Annotated in this window: 18 protein-coding genes; all 18 read right to left on the reverse strand. The window is 65.2% G+C overall.

The window, feature by feature from the left end; translation table 11 throughout:
- Window positions 1–608 precede the first annotated feature (608 nt).
- The gene (locus D0T12_RS31545) at window positions 609–1,010 is read right to left on the reverse strand and encodes a hypothetical protein (RefSeq protein ID WP_147339704.1); all 402 of its coding nucleotides are present in this window, start codon (window positions 1,008–1,010) and stop codon (window positions 609–611) included.
- A 304-nt stretch (window positions 1,011–1,314) separates the two neighbouring features.
- Complete coding sequence (locus tag D0T12_RS31550) at window positions 1,315–2,427, reverse strand: DUF4192 domain-containing protein (RefSeq protein ID WP_158581700.1); 1,113 nt, start codon at window positions 2,425–2,427, stop codon at window positions 1,315–1,317.
- A gap of 132 nt (window positions 2,428–2,559) precedes the next feature.
- Window positions 2,560–3,213 carry a hypothetical protein gene (locus D0T12_RS35090; protein WP_147339705.1) on the reverse strand — a complete coding sequence of 218 codons (654 nt, stop codon included), beginning with the start codon at window positions 3,211–3,213 and terminating at the stop codon, window positions 2,560–2,562.
- A 323-nt stretch (window positions 3,214–3,536) separates the two neighbouring features.
- Window positions 3,537–4,271, reverse strand: coding sequence for a hypothetical protein (locus D0T12_RS31555; RefSeq protein ID WP_117404310.1), 735 nt, complete (start codon window positions 4,269–4,271; stop codon window positions 3,537–3,539).
- 66 nt (window positions 4,272–4,337) lie between these two features.
- On the reverse strand, window positions 4,338–5,897 hold the full coding sequence (locus D0T12_RS31560) for a YifB family Mg chelatase-like AAA ATPase (RefSeq protein WP_117404311.1): 1,560 nt from the start codon (window positions 5,895–5,897) through the stop codon (window positions 4,338–4,340).
- A 198-nt stretch (window positions 5,898–6,095) separates the two neighbouring features.
- Window positions 6,096–7,181 carry a DUF3560 domain-containing protein gene (locus D0T12_RS31565; RefSeq protein ID WP_117404312.1) on the reverse strand — a complete coding sequence of 362 codons (1,086 nt, stop codon included), beginning with the start codon at window positions 7,179–7,181 and terminating at the stop codon, window positions 6,096–6,098.
- Between the two features lie 236 nt (window positions 7,182–7,417).
- Window positions 7,418–7,900, reverse strand: coding sequence for a DUF3085 domain-containing protein (locus D0T12_RS31570; RefSeq protein ID WP_117404313.1), 483 nt, complete (start codon window positions 7,898–7,900; stop codon window positions 7,418–7,420).
- A gap of 175 nt (window positions 7,901–8,075) precedes the next feature.
- The gene (locus tag D0T12_RS35095; RefSeq protein ID WP_147339706.1) at window positions 8,076–8,333 is read right to left on the reverse strand and encodes a hypothetical protein; all 258 of its coding nucleotides are present in this window, start codon (window positions 8,331–8,333) and stop codon (window positions 8,076–8,078) included.
- Window positions 8,330–8,953 carry a hypothetical protein gene (locus D0T12_RS31575; RefSeq protein ID WP_147339707.1) on the reverse strand — a complete coding sequence of 208 codons (624 nt, stop codon included), beginning with the start codon at window positions 8,951–8,953 and terminating at the stop codon, window positions 8,330–8,332. Before D0T12_RS31575 ends, D0T12_RS35095 begins: the two co-directional genes overlap by 4 nt.
- 94 nt (window positions 8,954–9,047) lie before the next feature.
- Window positions 9,048–9,845, reverse strand: a complete 798-nt coding sequence (locus D0T12_RS31580) for a hypothetical protein (protein ID WP_147339708.1) — start codon at window positions 9,843–9,845, stop codon at window positions 9,048–9,050.
- A 147-nt stretch (window positions 9,846–9,992) separates the two neighbouring features.
- Window positions 9,993–10,439, reverse strand: a complete 447-nt coding sequence (locus tag D0T12_RS35100) for a hypothetical protein (RefSeq protein WP_147339709.1) — start codon at window positions 10,437–10,439, stop codon at window positions 9,993–9,995.
- A 205-nt stretch (window positions 10,440–10,644) separates the two neighbouring features.
- Entirely contained in the window at window positions 10,645–10,920 is a 276-nt protein-coding gene (locus tag D0T12_RS31585; RefSeq protein ID WP_147339710.1) for a hypothetical protein, read from the reverse strand.
- A 1-nt stretch (window position 10,921) separates the two neighbouring features.
- Window positions 10,922–11,326 carry a hypothetical protein gene (locus D0T12_RS31590; RefSeq protein WP_117404321.1) on the reverse strand — a complete coding sequence of 135 codons (405 nt, stop codon included), beginning with the start codon at window positions 11,324–11,326 and terminating at the stop codon, window positions 10,922–10,924.
- A gap of 110 nt (window positions 11,327–11,436) precedes the next feature.
- The gene (locus tag D0T12_RS31595; protein WP_117404323.1) at window positions 11,437–11,886 is read right to left on the reverse strand and encodes a hypothetical protein; all 450 of its coding nucleotides are present in this window, start codon (window positions 11,884–11,886) and stop codon (window positions 11,437–11,439) included.
- Window positions 11,883–12,101 carry a hypothetical protein gene (locus D0T12_RS31600; RefSeq protein ID WP_117404325.1) on the reverse strand — a complete coding sequence of 73 codons (219 nt, stop codon included), beginning with the start codon at window positions 12,099–12,101 and terminating at the stop codon, window positions 11,883–11,885. The genes D0T12_RS31595 and D0T12_RS31600 overlap by 4 nt, the downstream gene beginning before the upstream one ends.
- A gap of 292 nt (window positions 12,102–12,393) precedes the next feature.
- Window positions 12,394–12,621: a hypothetical protein gene (locus D0T12_RS31605; RefSeq protein ID WP_117404327.1), complete on the reverse strand. Its 228-nt coding sequence runs from the start codon at window positions 12,619–12,621 to the stop codon at window positions 12,394–12,396.
- A 41-nt stretch (window positions 12,622–12,662) separates the two neighbouring features.
- Complete coding sequence (locus D0T12_RS31610; protein ID WP_147339711.1) at window positions 12,663–13,841, reverse strand: DNA cytosine methyltransferase; 1,179 nt, start codon at window positions 13,839–13,841, stop codon at window positions 12,663–12,665.
- 564 nt (window positions 13,842–14,405) lie between these two features.
- Entirely contained in the window at window positions 14,406–14,780 is a 375-nt protein-coding gene (locus tag D0T12_RS31615) for a hypothetical protein (protein ID WP_147339712.1), read from the reverse strand.
- Window positions 14,781–14,802 lie beyond the last annotated feature (22 nt).

Below are 14,802 nucleotides of genomic sequence, written 5' to 3' on the forward strand. Positions count from 1 at the left end.
GAGTTGAGACCGGACAGGGTGCGCTGTTCGATTCTGACGACCTCGCCGTGGTTGCGTGCCCGCTCGGCTACTCGGTGTCCAGGTTTCGCGTGACTCGGTCGCCAACTTGCACGCCTTTCCTCCCTTCTTCTGCTTGGGGTTGCCCACGAAGGGGGCGTCCTTCTCGGTTGCCGCTTTTGATCGTGGTCAGCCACTGCGGACTGCGGTGCGTGGGGACGGGAGTGCGAGGCCCGGTGGGTGAACTGCGACCCGAGTGACCCCATCGAGAGACAGAGGCCCTCCCACGGGGACGTGGCCACCAGGCGCCCATCGATGCGAATATATGTTCGGCCTTGTGTGGTCGATCGGGTAGAACAGGGGCTATGCCCGTGATCGCACCCGTTGTCTTCTCGGCCACCGCAGGGGGAGCCGTCTTCCTTCTGCAATGGCAGCAGGCACCAGACGGGGCATGGGGCGCCGAGGTCGCGTGGCTGGAATGGAGCGGACTTCAATGGCAGGGGCGACGGCGACAGGTGATGGCCGACGACCTCACCCGCATCGAAGGTCAGGCCTACAGCCGAGTGCCTCGCCGACGGGCCAGATGGCCGCGCTGAGCATTGTGGTAACGATCACTGCGAACCGCGCGTGTCCCGAGCGTCGGCCGACCGGAAGGCGGCAGACTCGGCTGCTTCGATCGTGGAGACTGGGATAGGACCCGCGGTCAGGTCGGGAATCTGGTCAAGGCCGAGCGGCCGCCCCCGAGCGTCCAGCTCGACCACGCGGAACGTCATAACGATCTTGTTGTCGAGGCATACGTCGAACCGTCCGCTCTTGACGGCCTCGGCGGCCTCGCGCAGCGCTAGAACCCGGCCGAAGCTGGACAGGCCGGGCAGGAACAACGCCAGGGATTCCAGCGTAAGCGCCAGGTCAGCGCAGGCATCCCCGTGGTTGGTGTAGCTCAGCTTGCTGAGGCGCGCTGGTTGGTAGGCGTGCTGAGAACGGATAACCCAGCGAGGGAGCTGGTGAGACACGGCGACCCCTCCCTTCATCTGTGATGGCTGACGGAATACATCCAGAAGTGCGGTTCTCGAAATACAGAACTTGAGGTCGGCTGTCTAGTGCGAATTGATCTAGTGCCTTTGAAGGGACGCTCAATGATATGGTTTCTCACGACCCAGATATCGTACGGCAGCTAACGGTAGCTAGCGGAGCTGTGCTCGGACCGGCCCTGCCCCAAGTTTGGCCAGGGCCAGCAGTTGTTGCTTACGCGCGTTTCAGGACGGATCGGCGCGCAGGTGAAGGTATGCACGATGACGAATGAATGGTGGTCCGGAACTAGGATGGACTGTTGGAACCATCGTGGCCTTGAGTGGGCTTCTGCTCGGCGTAGCCAGTGGCCAGTTCCTCGGGTGTGATGTTCAATCGCACATGTTTTGGTGGAATGCCCGCCACGATGACGTCACGGAGCAGGTGCGCCATCGTGTAGGACGGGTCGGCTGCCTCGGCGCGGTCGAGAGCGACATTGGCCAGTCCGCCGTCGCCACTGGCGAAAGCGGCGTAGGCCAGCAGGCTTGCCGGGGCCGCGGCGTAAGGCTCTTGAACCCGGCGGGTCATCTCCCGCCAGAACGCGATGTGCTGGTGCAGGTGATCGACGTCGATGCGCACCCACGCCTCGTCGCGGAGCCGAAGGCTGAGCAGTAGCAGCCCGAGCCAGGCGGCTTCATCGTCGGTGAGCCGCGCCAGGCCGTCGCGGACCCGGTCGGCGAGTTCCGCGATGAACCTCCGCCCTTCGTCCACCACCTGGGCGGCGTTGTCGGTAGCCGAACCGCTGGCGGTCATCCGTTCACACATCCGTTGTTCAGCGCGTTGGGTGGCCTGTTGCATCGCCGTGCGCGCAGGCCCCTGGAGAGGCGCGACTGAGTCGATGAGCTCGTCGCGGTTGTGCAGGACGACCTGTCCGGCCAACGTCGCCTGTGCGGCGATCACGCTAGTGCTGATGTCGTAGGGGGTGCCCTCCGGCGGGCAGCAGCCGGGGTCCTGGCAGGTGTAGGACCACCAACGCCCTTGGTCGACGCGCAACGCCACCCACACCGGCAGTTCGGCCTGCTCTGCGGCTTGCGAAACGCTGTTCATCGCGGGAGTGACCAGTTCCTCGGGTCCGTAGCCGAGCAGCAGCACCGCGGACATCTCGTTGCGTTTCAGCATGGACATCAAGCATTCGTCGACCGATTCGGATCCCTCAACACTGCTGAGATCGCTGGCATCGACGTCGGCGACCTGATGTGCCGGCGTAAGATCGCGCCGCATTACCATTACCCCTTCCTGGTCGGAGATACCGACGACCACCAAGCTCAGCGAAGGGTGGAAGCCCACCAGGTGGGCCGCCACAGCGATCGCGTCCACAGGGGAGCTGACAACCAGGCGTGAAAGCTTGATCCCGTCACCCACCTTCCCTGCTGTGTCGTCCGGTACTGGGGTATCCGGCCTCGGCTCACGCTCGCTCGGCATTAGAAATCACATCCCTGTGTCAATCGGAAAAGGTGTCGGACCAATGGGGAGAGGAGAGCGCGCGGGTCCGTGTTAACCGGAACCCGGCACCTGCGCCGTGGTGCGGTCTCCCGCGGCCCGGATGTCGCGGAGTTCCACGATCAGTTGCTTGGCCAGCATCCGACGCAAGGCACTGTGAGAGGTCAGCGGCACCATGACATTGCGGGCGCAAGGTGCCGCCTGTTCAAGTCGGTACAGGTCGCCATGAGCGGCGGCAGGTACTGCGGCTGCCGCCGTGACGGGGACGGAGCCGACTGTCCGCAGATGCGGGCAAGAACTCGCTGCCAGGGACCAGCAGGCACGACATGTGGGCGGCGTCGGCACCAGGTTGGGTTCGGTCGGATCGGTCAGCAACGGCCATTCATCTCCCGGCAGCAGCCAGGCGATTCGACCATCAGTCTCGGCTGCATTGCCACCACAGACCTGGCAAATGCCGCTGGTCATGCAGGCCAACTGCCGCCCTGTATGGATTTCGGCGAATTCCGGTTCGCCTGACCTGCCGGTTCGGTTGCGGTACCACACCGCTCCGAAACGTCGGTCGGTGGGCAGTTCGCGGCGGTAGGCCAGCCGCCCCTCCTGCCAGCCGAGCCGCAGCGAAGGGTCGACCTTTTCTCCGGTCCAGCGGACCACCCAGGGAACGGGCAAGCCTCGCCAGAGCGCAGGAGTTGGCAGGTGCGTATCAGGCATGTTGCACTCCTATGTTGCTTTCAGTGGAAAGGGGCGGTGACGACAGAATTGGCAATCGAGTGCGCTGCGTGTAAGTCCCTCGTCCCGACGGGTGAAGGCGAGCGTGAACAGCTAGTCGGACTCGTCCTGGCTGATTCTTTCGGCCGAGTTCCTCAAGGTCGCACACCAGGCCCACAGCATGGCTGCTGGCAGTTTTGGGGTTCAGCTTGATAAAGCGGGGGCCGTCGGGGTAGCAGGTCGCGGCGCACCGCGCTCTACGGGGCTCCTTGAGCGATTGCGTCAGCTGCGCTGCGCCTGAGTACCGCCAGGGCAGGTCGGCGTGGTCAGGCCGCTGTGTCATTGGTGTCGTCGAGCCAAAAACAGCGGCGGCAAAAGCGCGAGGTCGAAGCGTTGATCCGGCCGCTGATCAACTCCAGAACGACCTGAGTGATGTTGAAGGGCTGGAATTGTTTAGAGGGCGCCGCTCTCCCGACTGCGTCCGGGCACATCGGGTCGACGTGCCAGCACCACGACTCGACCAGCGTCTTACCGGTCAACCACAGGTACTCCCAGTGCTTGCTGACCACGACGGGGAAGAGCCGGCCGAATCGGCGCAGGTTCTCGGCCCGCCGCAGGTTCTGCCGGTGCATGTTGTGCCCGGGGACGACGTCCAGCAAGGTTTGGCTGGTGAGGACCGGACGTTGGTTGATCCTCACCACGACCGCATCGCCGTCGTCGTCGGGTACCACCCACCGGCTGTTGCCGATGCGGGGAGGGCCCAGGGACCATATCTGTCCACGCCGTAGGACGATCTTGTCGTCACGGCTTTCGGTGAACGTGACCCAGGCGCCGACTCCGTATTCTTTGGGTTCATACAGCTTTCGAGTCCGTTGAGGGCGCCGCCAGGTGCGTGCTTTCGGGGTCTGGCCCGGGGTCCGGGGTTGGGTGCGCCCGTGCACGTCCGCCATGTGCTCAACGAACTCGGCCCGGAGGTCGAACTTCGTGTCGCAGAGCCGCATCTGGCTGGTGTCGTCCCGGTAGGCGAGTCGACACCGCGCGAAGAATTTTCCGACGGTCACACCACTTTCACCCATGCGTGAACACCCCCTTTCGAGGCGATGGAGAAACGGAACGGCCTGCTTGAGTCAGCTGCTGGGTGGTTCGCTGAAGCCGTCCCACAAACGCGCGGCGATGGTGATGTCCTCGGAGCTCGGCGCGGTTCTGCCCGCGAGGTCAGCGAGGGTCCAGGCCAGGCGAAGCACCTGGTCGAGGCCGCGCGGAGTCAGTTGGCCGCCGGTCAGTGCGGCGTCGAGTATCGCGGTCGCCTGCGCTGGTGGGGTGAAACGGCGCCGCAGTTCCGGGCCTGGGATCTCGGCGTTGGTGCGCCACGGCGTGTCCGCCAGCCGACGCGCGGCGCGGTCACGGGCGGCCTGGACCCGGTCGGCGACGCGTCCGCTGGACTCGGCCGCGGCCAGATCACGGCGAAGCTCGGTCGGCGATGCCGGGGTGAGCCGGACCTTGATGCCGACGCGGTCCAGCAGTGATCGTGGCAGCCGGGCCAGGTAGCGCTGGCGGATGCCGGGCGGGCACGTGCACGCCTGCGAGTCTGGTGCGCCGCACGGGCACGGATGGGCGGCCAGCACCGCGATCGGACGCGCGGGAAAGGTCACGATCCCTTCGGCTCCGCTGACGGTGACCGTCCCGTCCTCCAGCGGCCGGGCCAGCGACTTCAGCGTCTGGACGGAGAATTCGGGCGCGGCGTCCAGGAAGAGCACTCCTCGGTGGGCGAGGGCGACCGCCCCGGGTTGAACGGTGCGGCTGGTCCTGGCGCCGAGGACGGCGCCGCGCGGATCGGTGTGGTGCGGCGCGCGGAATGGAGGCCGGACGATCAGAGGCTTGTCGGGTGGGAGGAGGCCCGCGAGGGAGTGGAGGGCGGTCACCTCCAGTGCGGTGTCGTGATCGAGGTCGGGCAATAGGCCCGGTAGCCGCTCGGCGAGCATGACCGCACCCGTGCCGACGGGGCCGACCAGAGCGAGGTGGTGACCGCCCGCGGCGGCCACTTCGATCGCTTCGCGCCCACCGGCTTGCCCTCGCACCTGTGTTAGATCCAGATCGCCGGGCAGCCCGATCGCGGGGTGGGCGGTGGGGTGGTAGCTGTCGTGCGGATCGTCGCCGCCTTTGTCGGGCGGTGGCATGCCGCGCAGCTGCGCGATCAGCAGGCCCAGCGAGGTGATGCCGATCACGTCGATGCCGGGCACCAGCGATGCTTCAGCGGCATTGGCCTGAGGGACGACCACCACGCTGACTCCGGCGTCGACGGCTGCCAGGACCGCGGGTAGCACGCCGTGAACAGGCCGCACCTGCCCATCCAGTCCCAGCTCCCCGATCAGCGCCATGCTCGCGCACGCTTGGGCCGGGATGGTGCCGCTGGCAGCCAGGACGGCCACGGCGATGGCCAGGTCGAAGACGCTTCCGTGTTTGGGCAAGCTGACGGGGAACAGGCTGACCGCGATATGGCGGTGAGGGAACTGCTGGTCGGAGTTGATGATGGCGGCTCGAACACGATCGCGGATCTCGTTACGGTCTGTGTCCGGGAGCCCGATCAGGTGCAAGCCGGGCGTCCCATCGGTGATCGACCCTTCGACGTCGACCACGACGGCGTCGATGCCCACCAGCGCGATCGCGCGAGTACGGGCTATACCCATGGCACGTCAAACCTTTCGTCGGGGGTTGAGGCGAGCAACGACAGCTAGACGGGATCAAGCCCCGTCCAAATAAGTGGTTCTCCGCTCGGGAGAACGCACGTGCGGATTTGCGAGATATCCGGAGCTTCGCGGGAACCCACGGGCATAAGCACAAAAGAGCGCGGGCAGTAGCGATCCTGATCCCCGGCCCTTTGTGAGCTAATTTCCGCTATCGAAATGACGTTTCTCGCTATTGGCGCGCGTCATTGCATCGCGGACCTCCTGGGCCGAAGCGCGACCCTCGACCTTGTTATAGGGGATCGTGTCTGTGCTGACCTTCTTGTCCTGCGGGAACTGCCGACGGGCATCGGCTACGGTGTAGATCCCGCGAGTGACTCCGCCGATCATCCACGGCACCGTGACCGACTTGCTGTTGACCCGCATGACCTCGAACCAAGTCCCATGCCGTTTCACGAAATCACCCACGCTAAAATCGTCCTTGCTCCAGACCTTCTGCCCCGCCTTCTGCCTGTCGGTGACCACGTCGCGCCAGTAGCCCAGCTCCCCGTCGAGCTGGATGAGGTCGGCGGTCCACCGGCCCGCATCGGCCGGGGTGACCTTGCGGTAGATGTCGCCGTCGCGGCGCATGGGCGCGGGCCCGCCGTTGTCGTCGTGGACCCACCGGTACTCGCCCTCCAGCAGCCGCACCAGTCGCCGGCGCTGCTGCTCCAGCCGCTCGATCCGGCGCAGCACGGTCGGCAAAGCCTCCCGGTGGCGCTGGTGGGCTTGGGCGGCCCGGCGTCGGCCCGCCCAATACCGGACCTTGTCCTGTTCAGCCATGGAGGCGTCGTGGGCGGCCATCATCCGGCGGTGCGCGGCGCGCGCCGAGTCTGAGATGAGTGGTTGCCCCAAGGGCCAACTGTCGGCGGACTGGCGGTAGCGCTCGTACGCCGCCTCGCTGCGCGCCGCCGCCTTACCCGCATAGTCGCCGTAGCGGTCTGCACGCTGGTCGGCGCGTTGGACGCGCTCGGCTTCCTGCTCGGCGAAGCCAGTCGCGGGAAGCGTCGTGTCATCGATGTCGACCTGGACGTCATGCCCCGCCGCCCGCAATGCCCGCGCGGCTTGCTCGATCTCATACCGCTTGGCCGCCTTGAACCGGCTACGCTGCAACCCGATCCTGCCGATCGAGCGCATCCACCGCCATCCACACCGCAAGTCGCGCAGTACCTCATAAACACCATCGCCCTTTTCGGATCCCTCGATCAAAGTGCCGTCGTCACGGGTATGCTTGATGACAATTGGCATACCAATCCCCCTAAAAGTCCAAAGAGTCGAAGCCGGGCATTTCCTGGGCCGGTGAAAAAGATTATTCAATCTCCGTATATCTGGCGCCAGCGTATAGATGCGGAGACTTTTCCAGGCCCGCTAGCCCCTGGAGTGGAAGTGGACCTTCTTAGCTGATTCTGGAGCCGGACTGGTTTGCGGAGAATGTTAGAAGTCCAACAGGGTCTCTCCCGTGCCTCATTTGGTATTTCGATTCACTACTCATCCAAGGAAGCCTGATTGTTGGGCTTCGGTGGGAAGTCGCGCTCGAATTTAAGGCTGAGGACCTCCTCGCCCAAAGTGATGACAAACCAGTGATAGCCGCGCTCGGCCGCTACACGCAGATCATCGAGCAGACCTGATTCGACCAGCTCCAGATACTCAGCGAAGTCGTCGCCGGGCAGCCCGGTGCGGTTCCACCGGCTCCACCAGTCTCCGCATCGGGGATCGAAACCACTGGCATAACAGAGCGGGACGCGGCCCTCGGCGTCCCTCGGGGCGTTCTTGTCAGTCGACATTAGGTAGACGCCGTCGTCGCGGACCAGGATCAGGCAAGGTCCGGCATCGACCTCGAAACCCGGGTGATTCAGGGCTGGACCGGGTTCCCAGCGTGTGGTGTGCTCATTGGCCGCAGTGGCATCTTCAGCCAGCCGCAAGACCGCGGCCAAGTCGAAGCGCAATTCGACCGAGGGTCTGGGCATGCCAATGCACTCCTTTCATCCTGGGAGGGACGCTTTCATCGTCGCCGTAAGACGCGAGATGGTGCATGAACTGATTAGCGAGCAACCGTTAACGCAGGATATGCGGCGGTGGAGCCCTATTCGTTGGCGCGGCGACGGAATCAGAGATCAGGGGTGAGCTGGGCGCACTGGCTCGCTACTCGCTGCCGCGCAGCCGCGCTTCCCAGCAACACTCGCCGCCAACCCAACCGCCGTCATGCAGGTGAGCGGTCGCCTTGTCGGCGAGTTCGCCACAGAACTTGCAGCGGACCGTCGCGGGGTACAGCGAGCAGCTCGATGCGTGGTCGACGCTGAGCATTCCCGGGTTGGCGTCATTGATCCACTCGCTACATTCGTCGCAGAGGGTGGCGGTGCCAGGGCTAGGATCGAACTCTTTCGCTTGAGCCTCGGTCAAGACGGTGGGTATTCGTAGACGAACACGGTTTTAATCCCATCGGCCATCGTATTCGCTCTGGAAGGGTTACTCCAGGTGCCCCCGCCAGCCCAGGGCTTGCACACTCCGGCTTTGCGCCATCCGTCAAATCGGTAGAGGTTCCCGGTCTTGCCGGGCAATGCGTAACTGACCGCGGCCCGGATGGGCCAGTAGTTCCAGCGGGGCGCCAGGTAGTCACGCCAGAGCCGAAGCATGACCCGCATGATTCCCGGATGCTGCGGGTGGCGCGCGATCCGGGCGAGGTCGACGACCTCGCGACGCGCGAAACCAGCGGCACGCGCGCCGACCGTCGAGCCGGACACCGCGACTGCGACTGCCTGGCCGTCGATCGCCAGACCCCACGCCTGATAGCCGAAGGGGCGGGTGAACGGGCCGAGTGGGTGACTGAAGGCCACGAGGAGCTCGTTGGCCTGCTGCTTGGTGACCGGTGCGAAGAACAAAGGATCGCTTTGACCACGGTCACAGCCCGCCGGCCATAGCGTGCCTGGCAACGAGAGCTGTTGCTGCTCGCCAACGACGTGAATTGGGCTGGCGCTGTCCGTACTGGTCAGATCGTGGTCCGATCGGCCTCGGTCGTCCATGGAGCTCCCCCCTGTTGTAGTCGGACGGGGGGATCTTCCATGCCTAGAATTGGCGACGCCAAATGCGGCTAGCTGAAGGGAATGCGCGAATTGTTCACTCAGGTGTCAACCGGTGGCGACCATAGTTTGCGGCGGCGGTGCCTCTGAGGGGTCGGTCGTCGTCGAAGAGGACCTCGTCCCCGCACATCACGCGCAGCGGTACCGTCTCGTCGGGCCGTAGGAGGGCGGCGTCAGTGGTGTCGAGGTGGATGGAGACTCGAACTGTTCGCGTTGTGGGGTCGAGGTAGGTGTAGACCTGAATGCCTGCGACCTCGATGCACGGCAGAGTGTCCTCGTCGCGCATGGGGTGGAAGGCAGCGGCGCGGTTGGCCCGCTCGCAGTCTTCTGTGTTGGGGAATTGGTAGCCGTGCGCCGTCACGAGGCTGGTGCCGCCAGGCGGGGCGCTCGTGCGAATTTCGTCGGTGTACAGGGTGTAGCCCTCCTCGCCGCGCTCCTGCTCGGGGCTGTAGTACAGGTCGACGGCTTGGCGGTTATCGGTGGGCGGTTGGTTGGGAACATCGTCCCGGTCGGCGATGCTGTCCCAGCTCGACCGGGCGTGCTCGGACAGGGCCCGCAGGGCGGAGTCCTCGTCGGCCCAGAGCGTCACCTCGTCACTGTGGCGTTCCCAGCGGCGTAGCACCCACGCCCGCTGCGGGCTTGGCCCGGGGATAGCTGTCGTCATCGGGGCGCCCGGCTCCTCGCCTGCGTACTCGGCGTACATGGCGTGGCGGGCACGGTTGAGAACTTGCTGTTGGCGTTCGGACAGGTCGCCAACATCAATCTGTTCCCACAGTTCGACGGCGGTCTTGATCAGACACTCGATGTCCAGCGGCAGGAACTGTTCGGTGATCATGGGGAACTCCTGTTCTGACGCGATCTGCACGACACCTCCATATGGATCTCCAGTCGCTTAGGCGAGGCCGTCGCAAAAGCGAGGTCCGGATCACCCGGCCTGTCTACGGCGATGAGGGGTAGTTTCGCTTGAAAGGATTAGCTGGTTTCACCAAGTGGTCTCTTCTGGCGGTGATGTGGGGAGGTCGTAGCCGAGTTCCTTCAGCCGGTCGATCGCGCCGACCGGTAGGCAGGTTTGTGGCGTGCGGTAAATCCAGTGCCACGCGAATGGGCAGCGACACGATGTCGGTTCCACAATCGCGTCGCGGTGGCAGCGATCCGTGCACTGCGGGGGGATCCCCGGGTGGCAGGGGAATTCAGGGCAGTCGATGACCACCACGTCGGCGTTTCGTCCGTGGGCGTCCCACCAGTTCGGCTGGTTCAGGATCGTTCCGTCGAAGGCCACCAATCCCTGCTCCGACTGGGCAAACCAGAGGTGATACAGCCATGCCGCTGCTTTTGCCTCGGGAAGGCTTTCGGTGTTCAGTACGTAGGTGTAGGGCTTCTCGCCGTCGTGGCGCTCTGAACCGGACACGTTGATGGTGTATGGCTGCATCGGCGGTTCTCCTTGCCCTTTAAGATTCATCTCGCTTTCGCATAGCCGGGCCTGGAATATGAGGAGTTGCGTGACCACGACGGCGGCGCAGCGTGAGGTACCGCGCGGGGTAGCCTGAAACGTGGTCCTTGCTCGGGCCCGCGCATCGGCCGTCAGGGATGCGCTGTCGGTTGGCGTCATGCCCTCGCTTGCGCGGTGGTGGGTTTCACAGTTCCGGGGTGTCTCCCGGCGCGGGGCGTGCGCCTTGCCAGGTGCCGTTGGGCAGCAATTCGTCCAGGAACGCGCTCAGGCTCTTGTGCAGGACCGTGGTGAGGTTGTTGTGGCCGTGCTCGTCGCAGATGATCTCAGCTGCTTCGTCGCCGACTCCGTAGACCGACCAGGTTCCGTCGGCGTGCAAACTGAGCCACAAGGGCGCCCATGCCTCGATCGCGCCCGCACAACCCGGGTGACGGCAGCCGACCCGATCGGGCTCTCGCGGCATGTCAGGTCACCTCGATCCTGCCGGTGAAGACATCCTCCAATTCCAGGCTCAAGCTGGGGACGCAGCGTTCGGCCAGTGCGATCTGGATCATTGCGTCGGCGAATCGCTCGGCCTCGGTGCGGGAGATCCATCGCCGGCCCTCGTCGTCGTACCCGGCGGCAACCCAAGCCTCGATCAGCAGATGCCGCGCGGTGTCGGCCTTGGACCGCGCGATGCGGGCCTCGTCCTCCGGCCGCATTCGCGTATCGGCCATCGGCCGTTGCTGGTGGTTGGTTTCCGTTTTCTGGAGCATGGTTGCCGAACGGACCACGTCGTCCTCGCGCTCGCCCGCCAGCCGGGCGAGTGTCTTGAGCATTTCCCGGACTGCCCGCGGCGAGTCCTCGGTGATGTGACTCTTATGGATCATCGACACTCCTCCCAGTATCTCGGGTGCAGGAGCGGGCATCCCGGGGCACTAAACCGCCAGGCCGGAGCCCCATGAGGCTCGCCTTCGTGAAAATGTTGCGCCGCCCTGCCTCATTGTTCGTCGGCCTGGAATCCTTGGTGGATTTCCTGGCATTCAATGCATTCGGGATCGCCCGCGTGTGCTGGGTTGACGAAATGCCCGGTGTCGGCGTGATGCTGGTCCCGACGCATGCACACCAGGTCGTGGTGGGTCAGCCCAGTGCGGGTGCCGTCGCGCAGGAACGCGCGCAGCGCCTCAACGAGCTTGGGGACGCTGCGGTCTGGCACATTGCAGACCGGCCCTGCGTAGTCGCCGTCGGGGTCGATCAGTTCAACGCCCCAGCCGTGGTTGCTGTCGCCCAGCGGTCCGTGCATGTCCCCGACCGACAGAACGCCCATCCCTTCGATCGGGACGTAGATGGAGAAGCAGCCGCCACCGGTGTGCTCGACGTAGGCAGTTCCGAACGCCTCGCGCAGTGCCGCCACGGCCTCATCCACGCCCGGCCATTGCTCGTGGCTCATGGCGGGTCCAGCGTGTCCAGGGGCCGCCAGTGCCGGTACCGGACCACCGTCCCGGGCGTCGGCTTGGCCCAGTGGTCATCGGTGCCGCGCAGCTCGGGGTTGAGGACGTGGAACCAGTCCCCGAAGTATTCGGCGACCGGTTCGCCGCAGCCGCACACCGCGACGGCGGTCTGCCCAGCGGTGACATGGTCCAGGTGAGCGCCCGCCAGACACACTGCCGCACGGCAGCGCCAACCGGCCAAGCGTTCGCCATCCCAGACCATCCGTAGCAGCGGACTCAAGGTCGCTCGAAGACTCGTTCGCAACGTCGACAGAAACATGATTGATCGCCTCCAGCGGGTCAACGATGTCGTTCAGGCGGTCAGGAGGAGCCACGCCGGAAACCACTCGATTCACGGAGCGATACCGGGTGGCTGAAGTGCGTGCCCGGCGCCCGGCTTTCAGCCCTTCGCCTGGCTATGAACCGCCTTGGTGACCGAGCCGTCGAGCCGCGAGCTCTTGCGGCATTCACCGGACGCGCACCAGCGTGGATGCGTCGAAGATGGCGGGAGAGGCTCCATCATCGGAGACGTGGTAGAGATAGATCTCGTCGCCGTGCTGGACAGGGTCTTCCAGCAGTTCTTGCCAAGCGCCGGGACCATCCATGTACCAGGGCGCGTAGCTGTCGCCAGCGGTCAAGTCAGAAACGAAAGCGCTAGGCTGGTCGTCGTTTTCTCCGAGCGTGATCGTCCGCACAGTGGCCTCCTTTCACATATCGCAGGAGCCGGATTGGGCGGTCAAGCGGTGAGAGCGTATTTGATGCGCCCGCCCGCCCATTCGGCGATGTTCGAGGGGACGGCGTTGCCAGTGAGTAGCCCACCTGGCGTGGCACCGTGGGGGACTTTGTCCCGGTCGGCCTTGGGAAACCGGGTGACGAACTTCCAGCTGTCAGGGAACCGTTGGGCGTATGCCTTTTCCGGGGTGGTGAACATCCGCACCCGGCAGCCATCGATGGTCCTGTCGTCGCCGGGCTGGACCAGCATGTGGTGGGTGCCCGCGGCGGTGATCGTGGCGACCGGGCCGTCCAGCGGTTCCGACAGTTTGTGCCGCCGCAGGATCGCCACGAAGGGGCGACCGTCCCAGCGGGTCAGGCCGTGCCGGATCCGGGCTCGGGTGGCGGGAGCATACGGTCCGCGCCGGTGCCCGTCGGCGACCAGCCGCATCGGCAGCGACCAGTCGATCCCCGGTGCCATCGCGGTCGTGGCCGGTTCGACCCGGCCATGCCCGGCCGGGCAGAGGTAGTAGTAGGCGCCGTGCCTGCCGGTGCCGGGGTCGTAGTCGCCGATCAGGTGGCCAGCGATCCTGGTCGCGGTTGGTTTCCAGCACCGCACGCCCTGAACGGGCCCGCACACGCGGCACCTCGCTGCGGGGCGCACCTCCAGGTCGACCTCGATACCGCGCCGGGCCAGCACGAACACCAGGCGTTCGCGCACTTGTGGGGCGGCCGGGTTGCCGGGCGAGGAGATGTGCGCGGCGTTGACCGGGACGATCCGGGCGGTGTAGTTCATCGCCTCGAACACCTTCAGCCACGGCTCGAACAGGTCCCAGCGCGCGAACCGCAGGACGTTCTCTCCGACGATCACGGCCGGACGGTGGATCTCGGCGTAGCGGATCAGGCACCACGCTGTCGCCCGCGTCGCCGCCCACGGCTGCTGGCGCTGCTGGCGGACGGCGTTGCCGCCGGCAGGCGCCGCCTCAGTGCAGATCGGGCTGGCGACCAGCACATCGGCGCCCGGCAGGCTCAGCATGTCCAGCCGTGAGACGTCCTCGACAATGCCGTTCACCGGCCGGTTGAGCAGAACTGTTTGCACTGCGGCCTGGAGATGGTTGACCGCCGCCAGCGTGTCGTAACCGGCCAGCGCGAACCCGGCCAGATCACCTCCACCACCGGCCATCAAGTGCACCGATGTCAGCACGCTGTCCTCCCCCGAGTACACAAAAGGCTCCGCACCGGAATCCCGCGCGGCGCGAATTGGTTGGGTCTGTCATCTCAGGAGCGCGACCGCATTCACGCAGAGCGCCGCACCTTCCAGCTAGCGTGAGTCGGTGCCCCTTTAGCACGGTCGGCTTCCCCCGTCGTGGTTGGAAGACTCGGCGTCTTCCAACCTCTGTGAGGTGCGGTAGTGGGCCGGGGTCCCCGTCGTCAGCTAGGCGATTTGGGCGATGATCGGTTGGCCGCACAAGTCGCAGATTAGTCGTCCTTCGGCAGTGCCGTCGGGGATGGTCCAGGGGTAGACCTCACCGATCGCGTCAGCCCATTCGGGGAACCGATCCGACAGTTCCAGCCCGGTGCCGATCGGCATGCATGACACGCAGATCAGCTGTCCGGCCTGCCATTGTCAGGCGACGAGGTGCTTAATGGTGTCGCCGTTAGTGGACTGCCATCCCGATGCCGCAGGCCAGCCGGAGGTCATTAGCGCCTTCCTCCTGTCGTACGTTGCCGTTTGTGGCCGCGCAGACCGACCTGGGTTACGACGCGATCAGGATCTCCACGGTTGAGTGCCGTGTTCGCCCTCGTGGGTGGCGGTGAGGTCGTTAGGGTGGTGATCGGTGATGGGCTGCCAGCCAGCCGGTTCGCACGACAAGCACAGCAGCCCGATCTTGACCAGGTCTCCGACGCTGAGCGACCGAAGGCGGCGGCGGTAATAGTCCGCGCTCAGTTCGTGGAGCTCGTTGCCGATCTGGAACGCTGTCTCAGCGAAGCGAACCGGCTCAGTGGCTTCGTTGGCTTCCATTGGAAATTCGAACACCTTCACCACGGGATGGCCTTGCTGGTAGCCGTCGAAACCCAGATGTCTCCCCGCTGCATCCTTCGATACGTTATGGAAAACCTCGACCGTCACGGTGACATTCACGATTTCCCCCTTTTCTGGAGCG

Source organism: Actinomadura spongiicola, from assembly GCF_003432485.1.
Lineage (GTDB): Bacteria > Actinomycetota > Actinomycetes > Streptosporangiales > Streptosporangiaceae > Spirillospora > Spirillospora spongiicola.

Excerpts from the sequence above, each read along its gene's own strand:
- D0T12_RS35090 (WP_147339705.1), bottom strand. The coding sequence starts at position 3,213 with ATGCCTGATACGCACCTGCCAACTCCTGCGCTCTGGCGAGGCTTGCCC.
- D0T12_RS31560 (WP_117404311.1), bottom strand. The coding sequence starts at position 5,897 with ATGGGTATAGCCCGTACTCGCGCGATCGCGCTGGTGGGCATCGACGCC.
- D0T12_RS31565 (WP_117404312.1), bottom strand. The coding sequence starts at position 7,181 with ATGCCAATTGTCATCAAGCATACCCGTGACGACGGCACTTTGATCGAG.
- D0T12_RS31570 (WP_117404313.1), bottom strand. The coding sequence starts at position 7,900 with ATGCCCAGACCCTCGGTCGAATTGCGCTTCGACTTGGCCGCGGTCTTG.
- D0T12_RS31575 (WP_147339707.1), bottom strand. The coding sequence starts at position 8,953 with ATGGACGACCGAGGCCGATCGGACCACGATCTGACCAGTACGGACAGC.
- D0T12_RS31580 (WP_147339708.1), bottom strand. The coding sequence starts at position 9,845 with ATGATCACCGAACAGTTCCTGCCGCTGGACATCGAGTGTCTGATCAAG.
- D0T12_RS35100 (WP_147339709.1), bottom strand. The coding sequence starts at position 10,439 with ATGCAGCCATACACCATCAACGTGTCCGGTTCAGAGCGCCACGACGGC.
- D0T12_RS31585 (WP_147339710.1), bottom strand. The coding sequence starts at position 10,920 with ATGCCGCGAGAGCCCGATCGGGTCGGCTGCCGTCACCCGGGTTGTGCG.
- D0T12_RS31590 (WP_117404321.1), bottom strand. The coding sequence starts at position 11,326 with ATGATCCATAAGAGTCACATCACCGAGGACTCGCCGCGGGCAGTCCGG.
- D0T12_RS31595 (WP_117404323.1), bottom strand. The coding sequence starts at position 11,886 with ATGAGCCACGAGCAATGGCCGGGCGTGGATGAGGCCGTGGCGGCACTG.